Annotated in this window: 12 protein-coding genes; 8 read left to right on the forward strand and 4 right to left on the reverse strand. The window is 61.8% G+C overall.

Annotated features, from left to right (window positions below):
* Window positions 1–109: 109 nt before the first annotated feature.
* Window positions 110–3,043, reverse strand: a complete 2,934-nt coding sequence (uvrB, locus tag QTL94_RS00615; RefSeq protein ID WP_289800248.1) for an excinuclease ABC subunit UvrB — start codon at window positions 3,041–3,043, stop codon at window positions 110–112.
* Window positions 3,044–3,291: 248 nt separating this feature from the next.
* Between uvrB and QTL94_RS00620 the strand changes: the two genes are divergently transcribed.
* A complete protein-coding gene (locus tag QTL94_RS00620) occupies window positions 3,292–4,542 on the forward strand; it encodes an MFS transporter (protein ID WP_289800298.1) in 1,251 nt (416 codons plus the stop codon).
* A gap of 133 nt (window positions 4,543–4,675) precedes the next feature.
* Window positions 4,676–6,451, forward strand: a complete 1,776-nt coding sequence (locus tag QTL94_RS00625) for a diguanylate cyclase (RefSeq protein WP_289800249.1) — start codon at window positions 4,676–4,678, stop codon at window positions 6,449–6,451.
* Between the two features lie 17 nt (window positions 6,452–6,468).
* Here the strand turns inward: QTL94_RS00625 and QTL94_RS00630 are convergent, their stop codons facing one another.
* Window positions 6,469–7,707, reverse strand: a complete 1,239-nt coding sequence (locus QTL94_RS00630; protein ID WP_289800250.1) for a CHAP domain-containing protein — start codon at window positions 7,705–7,707, stop codon at window positions 6,469–6,471.
* Between the two features lie 338 nt (window positions 7,708–8,045).
* On the opposite strand from QTL94_RS00630, the gene QTL94_RS00635 reads away from it, so the two are divergent.
* The 3 genes from QTL94_RS00635 (at window position 8,046) to QTL94_RS00645 (ending at window position 11,142) form a co-directional block, all read left to right on the forward strand.
* The gene (locus QTL94_RS00635) at window positions 8,046–9,509 is read left to right on the forward strand and encodes a DUF1800 domain-containing protein (RefSeq protein WP_289800251.1); all 1,464 of its coding nucleotides are present in this window, start codon (window positions 8,046–8,048) and stop codon (window positions 9,507–9,509) included.
* Window positions 9,510–9,519: 10 nt separating this feature from the next.
* Window positions 9,520–10,692: a DUF1501 domain-containing protein gene (locus tag QTL94_RS00640; RefSeq protein WP_289800252.1), complete on the forward strand. Its 1,173-nt coding sequence runs from the start codon at window positions 9,520–9,522 to the stop codon at window positions 10,690–10,692.
* A 96-nt stretch (window positions 10,693–10,788) separates the two neighbouring features.
* Window positions 10,789–11,142: a DMT family protein gene (locus QTL94_RS00645; RefSeq protein WP_065693988.1), complete on the forward strand. Its 354-nt coding sequence runs from the start codon at window positions 10,789–10,791 to the stop codon at window positions 11,140–11,142.
* Window positions 11,143–11,168: 26 nt separating this feature from the next.
* Here the strand turns inward: QTL94_RS00645 and QTL94_RS00650 are convergent, their stop codons facing one another.
* Together QTL94_RS00650 and QTL94_RS00655 are read right to left on the reverse strand one after the other, a co-directional pair.
* Window positions 11,169–11,756: a hypothetical protein gene (locus tag QTL94_RS00650; RefSeq protein ID WP_065693987.1), complete on the reverse strand. Its 588-nt coding sequence runs from the start codon at window positions 11,754–11,756 to the stop codon at window positions 11,169–11,171.
* 3 nt (window positions 11,757–11,759) lie between these two features.
* Complete coding sequence (locus QTL94_RS00655; RefSeq protein ID WP_065693986.1) at window positions 11,760–12,146, reverse strand: acyl-CoA thioesterase; 387 nt, start codon at window positions 12,144–12,146, stop codon at window positions 11,760–11,762.
* Between the two features lie 278 nt (window positions 12,147–12,424).
* On the opposite strand from QTL94_RS00655, the gene QTL94_RS00660 reads away from it, so the two are divergent.
* The 3 genes from QTL94_RS00660 (at window position 12,425) to QTL94_RS00670 (ending at window position 16,291) form a co-directional block, all read left to right on the forward strand.
* The gene (locus QTL94_RS00660) at window positions 12,425–14,239 is read left to right on the forward strand and encodes a methyl-accepting chemotaxis protein (RefSeq protein WP_289800253.1); all 1,815 of its coding nucleotides are present in this window, start codon (window positions 12,425–12,427) and stop codon (window positions 14,237–14,239) included.
* A 135-nt stretch (window positions 14,240–14,374) separates the two neighbouring features.
* The gene (locus QTL94_RS00665; RefSeq protein ID WP_502944088.1) at window positions 14,375–15,184 is read left to right on the forward strand and encodes a hypothetical protein; all 810 of its coding nucleotides are present in this window, start codon (window positions 14,375–14,377) and stop codon (window positions 15,182–15,184) included.
* A gap of 87 nt (window positions 15,185–15,271) precedes the next feature.
* Window positions 15,272–16,291 carry a linear amide C-N hydrolase gene (locus QTL94_RS00670; RefSeq protein WP_289800299.1) on the forward strand — a complete coding sequence of 340 codons (1,020 nt, stop codon included), beginning with the start codon at window positions 15,272–15,274 and terminating at the stop codon, window positions 16,289–16,291.
* Window positions 16,292–16,346 lie beyond the last annotated feature (55 nt).

Consider the following 16,346-nt stretch of genomic DNA (forward strand, 5'->3'; position numbering starts at 1 on the left):
GATCAAGTCCTTGATCGCAGTAGACTCTCTTCGCCGCGCCGACGCGCGGCGACTGGATTCCTGTGACGAGCACAGGAATGAGGGAGGTGGAGGGCTGCGGCTCGTTCGCCTACCGCCCCGGCCGCCCCGTCTTGCCCTTCGTCCGCTTCTGCCGCTTCACATCGCCCGCATCCTCATAGCTGCCGACGCCCGCTTTGCCGCGCACCAGCGGGCGCGGGTCGTCGCGGTCGGGTTGGCCTTCGAGGAGGGGGGAGAAGCGCTTGGTGCTCTTGGCGGCGTCGGGCTTGTCCGGGAGCTTGCCTGATACGGGCTTTTCAGTGCGGCCGACGGTCATTTCGTCAAGGTCGTTGCGGCGGAATGTGCGTGAGGGGATGGCGGTGTCGGTGCCTGGGCCCATGTCGTCGAGGGTGGGTTTCTGGAAGAGGGAGGTGGCCTCTGCGTCCGCGGCCTTCCCCTCCCCAACCCTCCCCACAGGGGGGAGGGAGTTCGTTGAGGTTGCCGATGGGTTGAGGGACTCTTTGGTCGCCTTGGCGTTCCGCTTGATGCCTTCCATGGCCTTGGACTCTTCGCGCGCCATCGGGTCGTCCATGACGGCGAGTTCGGCGGCCTTGAGGCGTTTGATCTCGTCGCGCAGGCGGGCGGCTTTTTCGAAGTCGAGGTCGGCGGCGGCGTCGCGCATCTGTTTTTCCAGCGCGTTGAGATGGGTCTGCAGATTGCCGCCGACGAGATTGCCGCCATCGGCAAAGCCCTTGCCCGAAACGCCCGAAATGTCGGCGCGGACGTGGTCGCGTTCGTAGACGCTGTCGAGGATGTCGGAGATCTTCGCCTTCACCGATTCCGGGGTGATGCCGTGTTCGGTGTTATAGGCCACCTGCTTCTCGCGGCGGCGGGCGGTCTCGTCCATGGCGCGCTGCATCGAGCCGGTGATCTGGTCGGCATAGAGGATGACCTTGCCGTCGACGTTACGCGCCGCGCGGCCGATCGTCTGGACCAGCGAGGTCTCGGAGCGCAAAAAGCCTTCCTTGTCGGCGTCGAGGATGGCGACGAAGCCGCATTCGGGAATGTCGAGGCCTTCGCGCAGAAGGTTGATGCCGACGAGAACGTCGAAGGCGCCGAGGCGCAAGTCGCGGATGATCTCGATACGCTCCAGCGTGTCGATGTCGGAATGCATGTAGCGGACGCGCACGCCCTGTTCATGCAGATATTCGGTGAGGTCCTCGGCCATGCGCTTGGTGAGCACGGTGCAGAGCGTGCGGTAACCCTTGGCAGCGGTTTCGCGGATCTCGCCGAGCACGTCGTCGACCTGGCTGCGGGCGGAGCGGACTTCGACCGGCGGGTCGATCAGGCCGGTCGGGCGGATCACCTGCTCGGCGAAGACGCCGCCGGACTGGTCGAGTTCCCAGCCGCCGGGGGTGGCGGAGACGGCGACGGTGTCGGGGCGCATCGCGTCCCATTCCTCGAAGCGCAGCGGCCGGTTGTCCATGCACGACGGCAGGCGGAAGCCGTATTCGGCAAGCGTCGCCTTACGGCGGAAGTCGCCCCGGTACATGCCGCCGATCTGCGGAATGGTGACGTGGCTTTCGTCGATGAAGAGCAGGGCGTTGTCGGGGATATATTCGAACAGGGTCGGCGGCGGCTCGCCGGGGCTGCGGCCGGTGAGATAGCGCGAATAGTTCTCGATGCCGGCGCAGGAGCCGGTGGCCTCAAGCATCTCGACATCGTAGCGGGTGCGCTGTTCCAGGCGCTGGGCTTCCAGCAGGCGGCCGGCCTTTTCGAGCTCGGCGAGGCGCAGGCGCAGCTCTTCCTTGATCGCCTTGATGGCGCCGTTCAGCGTCGGGCGCGGAGTGACATAGTGGCTGTTGGCGTAGATCTTCACGCTCTTCAGGTCGCCGGTCTTCTGGCCGGTGAGCGGGTCGAACTCGGTGATGGCGTCGATCTCGTCGCCGAACATGGAGATCCGCCAGGCCGCGTCTTCCAAGTGGGCCGGGAAGATTTCGATCGTGTCGCCACGAACACGGAAGGAGCCGCGGACGAAGTTGATGTCCTGGCGCTTGTATTGCTGCGCCACGAGGTCGGCCAATAATTGACGTTGGTCGAGGCGGTCGCCGACTTCCATCTGGAAGGTCATGGCGGTGTAGGTCTCGACCGAGCCGATACCGTAGATGCAGGAGACGGAGGCGACGATGATGCAATCGTCGCGCTCGAGCAGTGAGCGGGTGGCCGAGTGGCGCATGCGGTCGATCTGTTCGTTGATCGAACTTTCCTTCTCGATGAAGGTATCCGAGCGCGGCACATAGGCTTCCGGCTGGTAGTAGTCGTAGTAGGAGACGAAATATTCCACCGCGTTGTCGGGGAAGAAGTTCTTGAATTCGCTGTAGAGCTGGGCCGCCAGCGTCTTGTTCGGCGCCAGGATGACGGCGGGGCGCTGGGTGGCCTCGATCACCTTGGCCATGGTGAAGGTCTTGCCGGAGCCGGTAACGCCGAGCAGCACCTGGCTGCGGTCGCCATTCTCCAGGCCCTCGACGAGGTCCTTGATGGCGGTCGGCTGGTCGCCGGCCGGCTGGTATTCGGAGGCCATGCGGATCTCGATGCCGCCTTCGGATTTCGGCGGCCGGGCCGGGCGATGCGGCGTCCACATCTTGCCGTCCTTGAACAGCGGATTGCCGCTCTCGATCAGCGCCGAAAGGGCTTCCACCGTGGCGGTCACGGCGGTGCCGGCCTTCAGCGCGGCCGCGTCTTCCAAGGAGACGTCGAGACCGGAGACCGGGTTGAGGCCTGCGGCCGCGCGCGTCTTCGGGTCGGTCGAGCCGCCCATGGATGTGCCGCGCGCGGATTTGGAGGCGGCGATCTCCACCTTCTTGCGGTGCTTGCCCGCCTTCGAGGCGATCTGGCGCTGGGTCTCGACGCCGGAGGCCTCGGCATCGGCCTCCAGCTGCTTCACCCAATCGGCGACGGAACCCTCGAGCGGGGCGCCTTCGAACGCGGATTGGGGAGCTTCCTCGAAACCATCGGGGGCGGGGGAGTTTTTCGGAGATTTGGCCATGGCCGGAATATGGAGAGAGTCAGCGCGAAATGGAAGAGGCAAAGAGTACAAAAGGGAAACGGATTTTTGCAGCCTGAAGGCGCGATATTGTTGCGATCACGCAAAACGTGATGGAACAAGGGCAGCATTGCTGACGTTCCAGAACGCTGCCCGTCACAGCATGACCCGCGCCCGCTCGGGCGATCCCTCTCTTCGACGGCATCCGGACATTGCCCGCCTCGCCGCCGCTTTCGGACGGAGGAACAATGATGTCCGCACTGGAAAGCCTGCGCCGGCTGACGCCGCAGCAGCGCAACACCGTCATCGCCAGCTATCTTGGCTGGACGCTCGACGCCTTCGACTTCTTCATACTCGTCTTCGTTCTCAAATATATCGCCGAGGAATTCCACACCGACGTTCCCGCCGTCTCGGTGGCGATCCTGCTGACGCTGGCGATGCGGCCGGTCGGGGCGCTGCTCTTCGGGCTGGCGTCGGACAAATACGGGCGGCGGATCACGCTGATGGTTAACGTGCTGCTCTATTCGATCTTCGAATTCCTCACCGGCTTCTCCACCGGGCTTACCATGTTCATCGTGCTGCGCGCGCTCTACGGCATCGCCATGGGCGGCGAGTGGGGTGTCGGCGCGTCGCTGGTCATGGAAACGGTGCCGGAGGAGAGCAGGGGTATCGTCTCCGGCATCCTGCAGGCGGGCTATCCCTCGGGGTACCTGCTGGCCTCTATCGTGTTCTCCCTGCTCTTTCCCATCATCGGCTGGCGTGGCATGTTCTTCGTCGGAGCGGCGCCAGCGTTGCTGGTGCTTTATATCCGCCGCAGCGTCGAGGAGAGCCCGGCCTTCCTGAAGCGGCAGAGCCAGGAGCGGCGGCCGTTCCTGACCGTGCTGCGCGAGAATATCCCGCTGTTTCTCTGGGCGGTTCTGCTGATGACGGCGTTCAACTTCTTCAGCCATGGCACGCAGGATCTCTATCCGACCTTCCTGGAGACGCAGCGCAATTACGACAGTTACACCACCGGCGCCATCGCCATCGTCTACAATATCGGGGCGATCTGCGGCGGGCTATTCTTCGGGGCGCTGTCGCAGCGCATCGGCCGCAAGAAGGCGATCGTGATCGCCGCCCTGATCGCGGTGCCGGTGGCGCCGCTCTGGGTCTATGCGCCCGGTCCGGTGCTGCTCGCTATCGGCGCCTTCCTGATGCAGTTCTTCGTGCAAGGCGCCTGGGGCATCGTGCCGGTGCATCTGAATGAGCTGTCGCCGGACGAGGTGCGCGGCACCTTCCCGGGCTTCGCTTACCAGCTCGGCAACCTGTTGGCCTCCGGAAACGCAACGATCCAGGCGGGTTTGGCGGCGCGTTGGGACGGCGACTACGCCTATGCGCTGTTGATCGTCGCAGCCATTGTCGCCATCGTGGTGGCGGTGCTGGCCGGTCTCGGCTTCGAGAAAAAGGATGTCCGCTTCGGCGGAGAAACGGTCGATGACCACCGCCACGCGATGCGTGTGTGATTGGTAGAGGGCGGTCGTCTGACGACCGCCCGCGGACTTTGTCATCACTGTCACGTTTCCGTAGGATTTTCTTAACTGTCTTTCGCTAGCTTTTCCCTGGGGGGTAGGTATTGCGTCTCTCCACGAGATTTTGATGGATTCACCCGAGAATTTCGCGTTCGCGCTTCCGGTCATGATGTTGACCTTCGGTTGTGTCTTTCTCGCCGTCGGCCGTTTCGGGTCGCGTGAGGCCTACCACTGGGCTGCCGGTTTTCTGTGTGCTGCCGCCGCCTTCTCCGTCCCCATGCTTCTCTACATGGCGCCGCAACCGGTGCAGGCGCTGACGGCGGAAGCGTTCTTTCTTGCCGCGTTTTATTGGTATGGCGGCGCGCTGCTCAAGCGGTTCAACCAACCTTCCCGCTTCTTGCTCCGAACGAGCTTCTGCGTGCTCGTCTACGCCGTGCTGGCCTATACGGTGCTGGTGCTCGAGAGCCTGCCGGTCGAGCTCGTCGTCAGCGATGCGGCCTGTGTCATCCTGTTGGCGTTTGCCATTGTCGCGTCCTTTCGCCATGCCCGCGAACCGATCGATCGAATCCTGCTCGGCGTCGCTTCTTTGATTGTCCTCGAGACGATCGTTCGCGACGTTGCGCTGCTTGGCTTTCTATCATCGGCTCCAAGCCCTGATGAATTCGAGAGCTCCGTCTATGCCTTTGTCATGCAGGCGGGCGCGTCTGTCATTGCTCTGCTCTTTGCGCTTTCGGCGCTTGCTGCCACCACGCTCGACACGATTGCACAATACCGTCACGCCGCGGAGCGGGACTCGTTGAGCGGCCTTCTCAACCGGCGCGGTTTCGAGGAGGCGGCCAGGAAGCTGCAGGCGCGGGGAGAACTTAGCGGTGTCGTGATCATCTGCGACATCGATCATTTCAAGCGCATCAACGACACGTTCGGCCATGCCGCGGGGGATACCGTTATTGCCTGGTTGGCAGATCTGTTGCGGGCGCGGCTTCCCAAGGGCGCCTTTGCGGCGCGATTTGGCGGAGAGGAGTTCGTCGCATTCCTTCCGGGAGTTAGCCTTGCCGAGGGCGGAAAGTTTGCCAATATCGTTCGTCAAGCCTTCGCCGGTGCCGATCTCAAGGAAATCGGTGACACCGGGAAGATAACGGCGAGCTTTGGCGTTGCGATCGTCAACGCCAGCGAGGCGCCGATGATCGATCATATCGGTCGTGCGGACGCGGCCCTTTACGCCGCGAAGAAGGCCGGGCGCAACCGCGTCATGCTCGAAGGTACGCCCGCAAGGGAAGCGCCCGAACACTGGCCCGGCGACCTCACCGAGCAACTGACGGAGATCTATGAGGGGATCCACGAAGCACTTGGGGGCGACGCATGGTGTGTCGGCCGCGTGACGATGGCGGACTTTGCGGAAGGTGAGCCCATTGCGGCGACTGCGATGCAGGCTTATGCGCGTACCACGTGGAAGGCACCCGCCGCCAATGCAGGACCCTATGCCGTTGCCGTCGACCGATATGCGAAGCTGCATATGAACATCGACAACATCAACGGCGATCCGATCGTCATGATTCTCTCGGAGGATGTTTCCGACGACCACCTCGCCGAACTGCAGCGGGACGGCATCTCCTATATCTTCGCGGGCGCGTCCGAGATCGATCTTTCGCTGGCGCTTCATGTGCTCGGACGGGACTTCGGGATCCGGACGCTGCTGCTTGAGGGTGGTGGAGGCATCAACGGCAGCTTCCTGGCATCGGGCCTCATCGACGAAATCAGCCTGTTGATCCTGCCGATTGCCGATGGGAGCGCGGGCATGCCGACGACATTCGACCGGCCGGCAGGAGATGCAACGCGCCTAGCGCTGAAGGGCGTCGACAGGTTGCCCCACGACGTGCTGCATCTGCGTTACGACGTCCTGTAGCGACCGCCGCCAATCCCTCAGACGATCACCGGCATCAGGAAGGCGACGAACTCCGACTGCTTTGCGCCGGAACTGTTCTTTTCCAGCAGTGGAAAGGTCTTTTCGCAGACGGTGTTGCTCTGGTTGCCGCCAAGCAGGGTGACCGTCGTGCTGGTCCAGGAGATCACGAAGCCGACATGGCCGTTGCCGGTTGTCCACTTCGGGTCGGTGAACGGCGCATAGCGGCGTACCGCGATGGCGCCGGGCTGTGGTCCCGACAGCACGTGGAACTGGTTCTTCTTGTTCCAGAAAAAGGACCGCGCGCCGGGGTGGTCGGTTCCCATGTGACCGCTGGTGACCAGGCAGTAGTTGACGAATGCCGCGCACCAGTCGACTTCGTCGCCGTCCGCGACTTCGAACCAGGGCGCACAGACCTTGAAATAGTTCAGGATGCGCGGGTTCTCGCCGGGGTCGGGCCATTGGCTGCGCTCGCGTAGCGGAAGGGCGGCTTCTCGCCGGGCAATTGCCATCCAGTCCTGCGTGGCGGATGCGGCGGATGAGGCGACCCCGATCTTCGCGTTCATCAGCGGCGCGGGTGGCGCATTGGCGCGGATGATGCCGGGCTTCCATCCCTCGATGATCTGGATCGTGTTGGCGATGCGACGGAAGTCGTCTGCCTTGAGATCAGAAAGGACGGCGTCGAGCGCTATGCCCGTCTTGTCGTGAATGAACCTGGCGTAAGCCTCGGAGTTGTTTTCACTCGGCGGCGCGTAGCGGAAGATCGCGTTCTTCAAGGTCAACCTGATGTAGGCTGCCGTCTTCATAAGGGCGATGATCGCGGCCTTGCCGACCGTTTCGTCCGGAAAGATCGCGAAGCTGCCGTCGTCGCCAATGGCGCCGCAGTTGCGCGAGAAATCGCCCTTGCGGATATTGCCGGGATTGCAGTTGCGCCACGAGCGGGACCCGCCTTCACGGATTTGGTCGCGTCCGTCGGCATCGGTGTAGAGGATTGTTTTCGGCGCGATGGACCGCGCGTGGACAAACTCGCCGGGCGCGCCGGCAGGCGGAGGGCTCGGATCGTCCATGTTGGCGACCGGCGGGCTGCTCGGCAGCGCCTGATCCAGCCGCTCCGTGTCCATCGAGGGGCTCGACGGGGTATAGACAACCGTGTAGGCGCCGTCGCTCTTGGTCAGCGACAGCACGATCATTTTCGTCTGTACGAGATCGGCAAGTGTATCTGCCAATCCTGCTTCGGGAATGCCTCTCAGGGTTTCCATGGCAAGGCTCCGCCTTCGGATGCCGCTTTGCGGCACCGCGATGTTTTTCGGTTGGAATTCGGTATCGATAGAGCGGCGTCGAGACATGCAACGGCCGCATTCTCCCAGGCGGATCTATCAAATGCATATATCCGTGGTGATTGATACAAATCGCACGCAATCACAAATTGTGCATTGTTTTCTCGACCGCGCAAACCGGCGACAGGGTCTCTTTCGTGGGCCGTTAACGGTATGAAATCGCGGAAGAATTACAAATTGTCCATGTTCCGAAATTGCCGCAATTTTCGACAGGTTTGCTGAGAGCTTGTTGCCATCCAAGGATATGGAGGTGACAACCGATGAGCCTTTCCGTTCCCACCATGGCGGCCATCCGCTTCGGTTATGGCCTGCGGCCCGGCGAGGCGCCGGTTCAGGGCAATAACGACTTGCTCGGTCAGTTGAAGGCCGTTGGGCAATCACCGCCCAGATTCCCGGTCGGCGGGATCGAGGCGCGGCGCAAGCAAATCGCCGATCTCCAGCAAGGGCTGCACGATCTGCGTCGCGTTGCGGACGGCCCAACGCGGCGGCAGCGCCGCGATGTTCTACAGAAGAGCGTTGAGCACAGTTTCAAACAGGACTTGAATGCGCGGCTTCTGCAGGCCGTGCTGTCTCCAAACGGTTTTCACGAGCGTCTTGCGACCTTCTGGACCAATCACTTCGCGACGAGCGCCAGCAAGAGCCTACAGATGCGGCTGGTCGTCCCGCTCTATGAGGCAGAAGCCATTCGTCCGCACATCAATGGGCGTTTTGCGGATCTGTTGAGAAGTGCCACGGAACATCCGGCCATGCTGATCTACCTCGATCAGGTCTTGTCGCTCGGTCCGGATTCCGCCGGCGGGCTCAGCAAGAAGAAGGGCTTGAACGAAAACCTCGGACGCGAGCTACTGGAGCTGCATACGCTTGGCGCCGGCAGTGGATATACGCAGGCCGATGTTAGGGCGGCGGCAATGGTGCTGACCGGACTGACGACGGATCGGCTGGACGTCGACATGGTGTTCCAGCCGAGCATATCAGAGCCAGGCTCACAAAAGGTTCTGGGCGTGAATTACGGCAGCGTGCGCAGGTCGCCGCGGGATTTTCTCTCCTTGCTCGATGACCTCGCCGCGAACCCGAAAACGGCACAGCACATCTGCCGCAAGCTCGTTGTCCATTTCATCTCAGACCAACCGCCCGATGACATCATCGCGGCCATGACGGCGGCGTGGAAGCGGACCGATGGCGACCTGACCTCGATCTATGCAGCGATGCTCGATCATCCCGCCGCCTGGGCAAATCCCGGCTCGAAGGCGCGGCAGCCTTTCGATTTCGTGGTCGCGGGCCTACGGGCGCTGAACGACGAGGGCGGCGATGGTGATGTCGGCAGCTTCTTTCAGGCCTACGGCAACGACGACGCAACCGACACTCAGGCGATGACGGACGACGCTCCGGCGGCGGCGAAGACACGCAAGGCGACGCAAACCATGATGGCGATCGGGCAGGGCGCATTGCGTCGCATGGGCCAGCCGATGTGGGAGCCCCCGAGCCCGGCCGGGTTCGAGGAGTCCTTCTCGGTCTGGATCACCGCGAGCCAGCTGGCAGAGCGGCTTCGCTGGGCGCGCCGGGCCTCGGCTCAATTCGGGCAGGGGTTGGATCCACGGGAGTTTCTGAAGGCAACGCTTGCGGATGCCGCGCGCGACGACACCATCCGCGTGGTCAGCCAGGCGCCCAGCAAGATCAGCGGTTTGATGCTCGCGTTGGCGTCGCCGGAATTCAATCGTCGATAGGAGCCTGGCCATGACAAATCTCGTGCTTTCCCGCCGCAGCTTTCTCGCCTCGGCCTGCTGCGTGGCGGCCGCGCCGATCTTCACGCCGGTCACCTTCGCGGCCATGCCCGGCGACAATCGCTTCGTGACGATCGTGCTGCGCGGCGCCATGGACGGGCTGGACCTCGTGCAGCCCTATGGCGAGACCGGCTTTGCGGCGCTTCGCCCGACGCTCGCTCTCACGCCCGATGCCGGCCTGTTCGATCTCGATGGGCATTTCGGGTTGCATCCGGAAGCGGCCGATCTTCTGCCTCTCTGGAAGAACAAGGAACTGGCTTTCGTTCATGCCGTGTCGACGCCTTACCGCGACCAGCGCAGCCATTTCGACGGGCAGGACATGCTGGAGTCAGGCGGCGAGCACGTCTCGGAGGAAAAGACCGGTTGGCTCAACCGCGCGCTCGCGGTGATCCCGCGCTCCGATGCGCGCCGGGCGATCGATATCAACACGACGACGGAACTCATCCTGTCGGGGCCGAACAATGTCGATGTCTGGGCGTCCGATTCCGGTCTTGATCCGGCGAAGGACGAGATGCAGTTCCTGAAGCGCCTCTATGCCGGGGATCCCGCCTTTGCGAGCGCAATGGCGGAAGCCACGCGCGCCAACGCCGCCTCGATGAGCGCGGAGCCGGATGGGATGCGCGGCAAAGGCGTTGTGGAGGTTGCGACCTTTGCCGGCGGCATGTTGAAGGGCGACTACCGGATCGCAAGTTTTTCCATTAGCGGCTGGGACACCCATGCCGGACAGATCGAGCAGTTCAAGCGGCCGGTCCAGGAGCTCGCGCAGGCGATCAATACGTTGAAGGCAACGCTGGGCGCCGACATCTGGTCTAAGACGGTGGTGCTGGCAATGACCGAGTTCGGCCGGACCGTGCGCGAGAACGGCTCCGGTGGCACTGATCATGGCACCGGAGGCTGTGCCGTGCTCGCTGGCGGCGGCATCAACGGCGGTCGTATCCTGGGCCGATGGCCGGGGCTCAATGACCAGCAGTTGCTCGATGCACGCGACCTGGCGCCGACCGCAGATATCAGGGAACTTGCGGCCGCTGCCCTCTACCGGCAGTTCGATGTGACGGCCGGCGATCTCACCAGCAAGATCTTTCCAGGCGTCAGCTTCGACAAGGGATCGCAGTTCCTCAGGATCTAAGGGTTGCTTCCGCGCCGAGCGGAAGCAACCAACGACTTGAAGCCTTTGGATTTGGCGTTACATGGTGGCGCCAGCTCCAACTCTCGGGAATCATCCATGCCATTTGCCCTCAATCCTGCCGCCATCTGGCCGGTTGTCATGCTCCTTGCCTCCAACGTCTTCATGACCTTTGCCTGGTACGGCCACCTGAAGCACAAGAGTTCGGCGATCTTCATCGCCATCGTCGTCAGTTGGGCGATCGCATTCTTCGAATATTGCCTGGCGGTGCCGGCAAATCGTATCGGCTCCGAGGTCTATTCGACCGCGCAGCTGAAGACGATGCAGGAAGTGATCACACTGATCGTCTTCTCCGGGTTCTCCGTCTTCTGGCTCGGTGAAAGCCTGACCTGGAACCATGCGATCGGCTTTGCCCTGATCGCCGTGGGCGCGTCCTTCATCTTCCGCGGCTGAGGCTTTCGTCGCCTCGCCGCCGGTTGTCAGCCCAGCACGTCGTAGAGCCGGAAGATGAAGCTGATCTGGTAGATCAGGTTCAGCGTCACGAAGATCGCGTGGAACCGCCGGTTGGCGGTCCAGGCAGCGATGACGCAAAGCAGAATGTAGACGATGTTGCGGGCTGGAAACTCCCAGCCTAGCGACTGAATATGATCCTGGTCCTTGATGGCCGTGTCGATGATGTCGACCGCGTAGGTGAGCGCGAGCAGGCCAAAGAACCAGCGGCGGCGCGAGATGAAATATTCCTCGTAGCCGCCGTAGTCGTCGAGGGACGCCGGAAAGAGCAGGCTGCAAAGCAGGAAGAACAGGCTGCAGAAGCAGACCAGGAACAGGTAGATTCCGAAATGCAGGACGGGGACGGCCTGCAGGCGATATTCCCACCACCAGATATGGATGATGAACAGGAACAGAGACAGCGCCCACCCCAGGTGGACGGGGTAGACCTTGTTCTTCCCGGGATGCTGGACGATACCGGCGAGCCCGGTGAGAAGGCGAGCAAGGCTCAACGAAAGCACCATCCCCATAACGACCTTGATATGGAGAAAGACTTCGGGTGACGCGACTTGCTCCATCCGTTACTCAGCCGGTACGGGCGTCGGCTGCCCTTTTTCGTCGAGTGCGACCATGATGAAGGTTCCGGCAGTTACGCGCAGCATGTCGTTGTAGCGCGCCCGCGTCGCCCATGCTTCGACCGAAAGCGTGATCGAGGTCCGCCCGACGCGTTCGATCTGGGTGTAGACCGATAGCGTATCACCGATCTTCACGGGCAGGGCGAAGGCCATTTCCTTGACGGCAGCGGTCACCACGCGAGCCTTGGCCCGCTCGGAGGCACAGATGCCGGACGCAAGGTCCATCTGCGCCATGACCCAGCCGCCGAAGATGTCGCCAGCCGGATTGGCATCGGCGGGCATTGCGACGGTGCGCAGGGTCAAGGTGCCGGTCGGTTTGGTGGGTTCAGCCATGGGACTTCCTGTGTGTTGCATTGCCATTGTCGATTCACGGCAAGCCTAAACCAAAGACCCTGTTCCTAAAAGCGCCGGAAAAGGCGCACCGGAGGCCGCGCCGAAATTATATTCTTCCGCCGAAAATTCTTTCCATTCAATTTCTTAGTCGTCCGCCACCTCTCTTGAAGGTGCAATTGACGTAGCGTTATGTAAGTTTCTCCTAATCGATATTCACCGTCCGGTAAGTCGCCGAAGCAATACTTGATGATTATCAAAACAGCATCCGACGGATACTCATGCGCAACGTCAAGATTTCCACACGCCTTTACACGCTCGTTAGTCTGGCTCTTGTCATTCTGGTTCTGACGATTGGTTTCTTCCTCAACTACTCTCATGCCAAGCTCGAGGACGAACGGCGCCACGGCCTTGCGCAGATGGATGCGACGGCGATCGGCATCTTCCAGAAATACTACAAGCTGGAGCAGTCGGGCGCGATGACACGCGAGCAGGCGCAAACGGCTGCAAAGGAAGTCGTTTCCGCCATGCGCTACGGCGGCAGTGGCTATCTCTGGATCAACGACATGCATCCGACGATGATCATGCATCCGATCAAGCCGGAGCTGAACGGCACGGATCTCTCGCAGAACAAGGATCCGAACGGAAAGTTCATCTTCGTCGAGTTCGTCAATACCGTGAAGAAGAGCGGCGAGGGCTTTGTCGACTATTACTGGCCGAAGCCTGGTGCTGCCGAGCCTGTGCTGAAGTATTCCCACGTCGTCGGCTTCGAGCCGTGGGGCTGGGTGGTTGGCACTGGCGTTTATGCTGATGACTTGGCCGCGCTCTACCGCCAGAACGCGTTGTGGGCCGCGATCGTCTGCGTTGTCGGCGCCATCGTCATCCTGTCCGTGGCGTTTGCGATCGTGCGTAGCGTGACCTTGCCGATCGCACGGTTGAAGGCTGCCATGAACGCGATCGCCGATGAACGGGACGCCGAGATCGTCGATCACGATCGCCGCGACGAGGTCGGCGCGATGGCGAAATCACTTCTGGTGCTGCGTGATTCCGTTCATGAGCGCTCTGCCATGCGCGACCGCGAAAGCCAGCAGCAAAAGCAGATCGAGGACGAACGCCGCGGCAATGAGGCGAGCTGGCGTACAGCCGCCGACCGGCAGACCTTCGCCATTCAGGCGCTGGGCGCTGGACTTGAGCGGCTTGCTGCCGGCGACCTGACGGTTTCAATCGACGACATTGGCGCGGACTACGGCAAGCTCCGGTCCGACTTTAACTCGGCGGTAGAGGCCCTCAACGGCGTTATCCAGGCGATCGCGGAATCGACCCGGATCGTCAACGACAGCGCCGGCAATATCAGCGAGGCGACCAACAACCTGTCGAAGCGCACCGAGCAGCAGGCTGCGGCGCTCGAGGAAACCGCCGCGGCACTCGACGAGATCACGGCGACAGTGAAGACCGCATCGGAGCGGGCGAGCGAAGCGCGCGAAATGGTGTCCGAAACCAAGGCCAGCACCGGCAAGTCCGGCGAGATCGTCCGCGACGCCGTTGCGGCGATGAACCGGATCGAGGACGCTTCCAACCGGATCGGCCAGATCATCGGCGTCATCGACGAGATCGCTTTCCAGACGAACCTGCTGGCGCTCAACGCCGGCGTCGAGGCTGCGCGCGCCGGTGAAGCGGGACGCGGATTTGCCGTCGTCGCGCAGGAAGTTCGCGAGCTTGCACAACGCTCCGCCAATGCCGCCAAGGAGATCAAGAGCCTGATTGGCAATTCGGCACGCGAGGTCGAAGGCGGGGTGACGCTCGTTCGCTCGACCGGGGAGGCGCTGGTTGAGATCGAGGAACTGGTCAATCGCGTCAACAACCACGTCAGCTCGATCGCAACGGCTGCCCGCGAGCAGGCGACCGGCCTCAACGAGATCAACACCTCCGTCAATCACATGGACCAGATGACGCAGCAGAACGCGGCCATGGTCGAGGAAACGACCGCGGCAAGCCAGACGCTGGCGCAGGAAAGCGATCAGCTGCGCGGGCTGCTGTCGAATTTCAGGCTGAAGGACGCCCGGGTGGCCCGCCAGCATCTGACGCGCGCGGCGTAGGGCGAATTGTCCCCGTGGGGCGGCTTTGCAACCGTCCCACGGATTTTACCAGTACTGCTTGAATTTCAATCTTCGCATAGTAAGCTCCACCCCTGTCATTCGATGAGGGTATGGATGTCGGTTTCGAGACGCGGCTTGCACGACATCGTGCTTCTCCTGTTCGCCTTTGCTTCCATTCTATTCACAACATGCACCGTTGATGCTGCTGACTTCGATCAGGAGCGAATCGCGCCGGAGCGCGAATGGGCCGTCATCGTCAGCCCCTATGTCTGGGCGGCATCGCTCAAGGGTAAAGCGTCTCTTGCGGGCTTCGACACGAATGTCGACGTGCCATTCTCGGAGATATTCGATCATCTCGATTTCGTTGCCATGGGCAACGTCGAGATCACGAACGGCCAGTGGGGCGTCTACTTCGATGGCCAGTACGTGCAGACAAGTCAGGACGAGCAGGTTCTCGCCCATGAGATCGGCCTCGATATCACGACGACAACCTTGTCGGCGGGGGCCTTCTACAAGGCCTATGAATGGCAGCTCGGTGGGAACACCGTTTTCGGAAAGCCACAGACGGTGTCGATCGAGCCGACCATAGGCCTGCGCTGGACGGAGCTGAAGGCCGATGTCGAGGCATTCGGGCTGAAGACGACAAAAAGTGCCGACTGGACAGACCCGTTTGTCGGCCTGAGAGTGAACGCCGACCTGACCGAACGGTGGAACGTGGTCGCTGAAGCTGACGTCGGCGGCTTCGACGTCGGTTCGAAGATCAGCGTCAACGCGCAAGCCTATCTCGGCTATCGGACCATGCTGATGGGGCATCCGACGATCCTCAGGGCAGGGTATCGGCTCTTGTATCAGGATTATGAGAACGACGACTTTACCGGCGCGAACAAGTTTCGCTGGGATGTAAGCCAGCACGGGCCGGTACTTGGACTATCTATGCGGTTCTAGGTCACGACAATCACGACATGGAGATTGGTCATGTTCTTCGTCAGGAAATCCATCACGCGCTCCCTGGTATCGCTCGCGCTGGGCTCCATGCTGGTCTTCGGGCAAACGGCAGCGGAGGCCTGCACGCGGCTCGTCTACCTGGGCCCGAACGACAACGTCATCACGGCACGCTCCATGGATTGGAAGAACGACGTGGCGACCAATCTCTACATTCTGCCGCGCGGTATGGCGCGCAGCGGCGAGGCGGGTCCCAATTCAATCGCCTGGACGGCCAAATATGGGAGCGTCGCGGCGACGGGCTATGATGTTTCCACGACCGATGGCGTCAACGAAGCCGGGTTGAACGTCAACCTGCTCTGGCTGGTCGAATCCGAATATCCGCACTTCGACAAGCAGAGCCGGCCGGGCCTTACGATCGCGGCCTGGGGTCAGTATGTCCTGGACAATTTTGCCACCGTCAAGGAGGCTGTCGATGCGCTCGAGAAAGAGCCATTCACCATCGTCACCGACAATGTACCCGGCGAAAATCGGCTGACGACGCTGCATCTTTCGATGTCGGACGCGAGCGGCGACAGCGCGATCGTCGAATATATCAAGGGCAAGCAGGTCATCCACCATGACCGCAAGTACCAGGTGATGACGAATTCGCCGATCTTCGACGAACAGCTGGCCCTGAACAGCTACTGGAAGCAGATCGGCGGCACGGTAATGCTACCGGGGACGAACAGGGCATCGGACCGCTTTGCCCGCGCGTCGTTCTACGTCAATGCGATTCCGAAGGATGAAGATCCTAACCGGGCGCTGGCGAGCGTCTTCAGCGTGATCCGCAATGCTTCCGTGCCGTACGGCATCACCACGCCGGACCAGCCGAATATTTCCTCGACGAGATGGCGCACGGTCTTCGATCACAAGCGCAAGCTCTACTTCTTCGAGTCGGCGCTGACGCCAAACACCTTTTGGGTCGATCTGAAGAGCATCGACTTTTCCAAGGAGACCGGGACAGTAAAGCGCCTGGATCTCGGAGAAAACCAGGACCACACCTATTCCGGTGACGCGACCAAGGACTTCAAGGACGCCAAACCGTTCGTTTTCCTCGGCCTGCACTAGCCGGACGCGGGAATGGCAACGGAATTGTTGCCGGGAATTGACTGAGTTCGATATG

It is taken from the genome of Rhizobium sp. S96, from assembly GCF_030382195.1.
GTDB lineage: Bacteria > Pseudomonadota > Alphaproteobacteria > Rhizobiales > Rhizobiaceae > Rhizobium.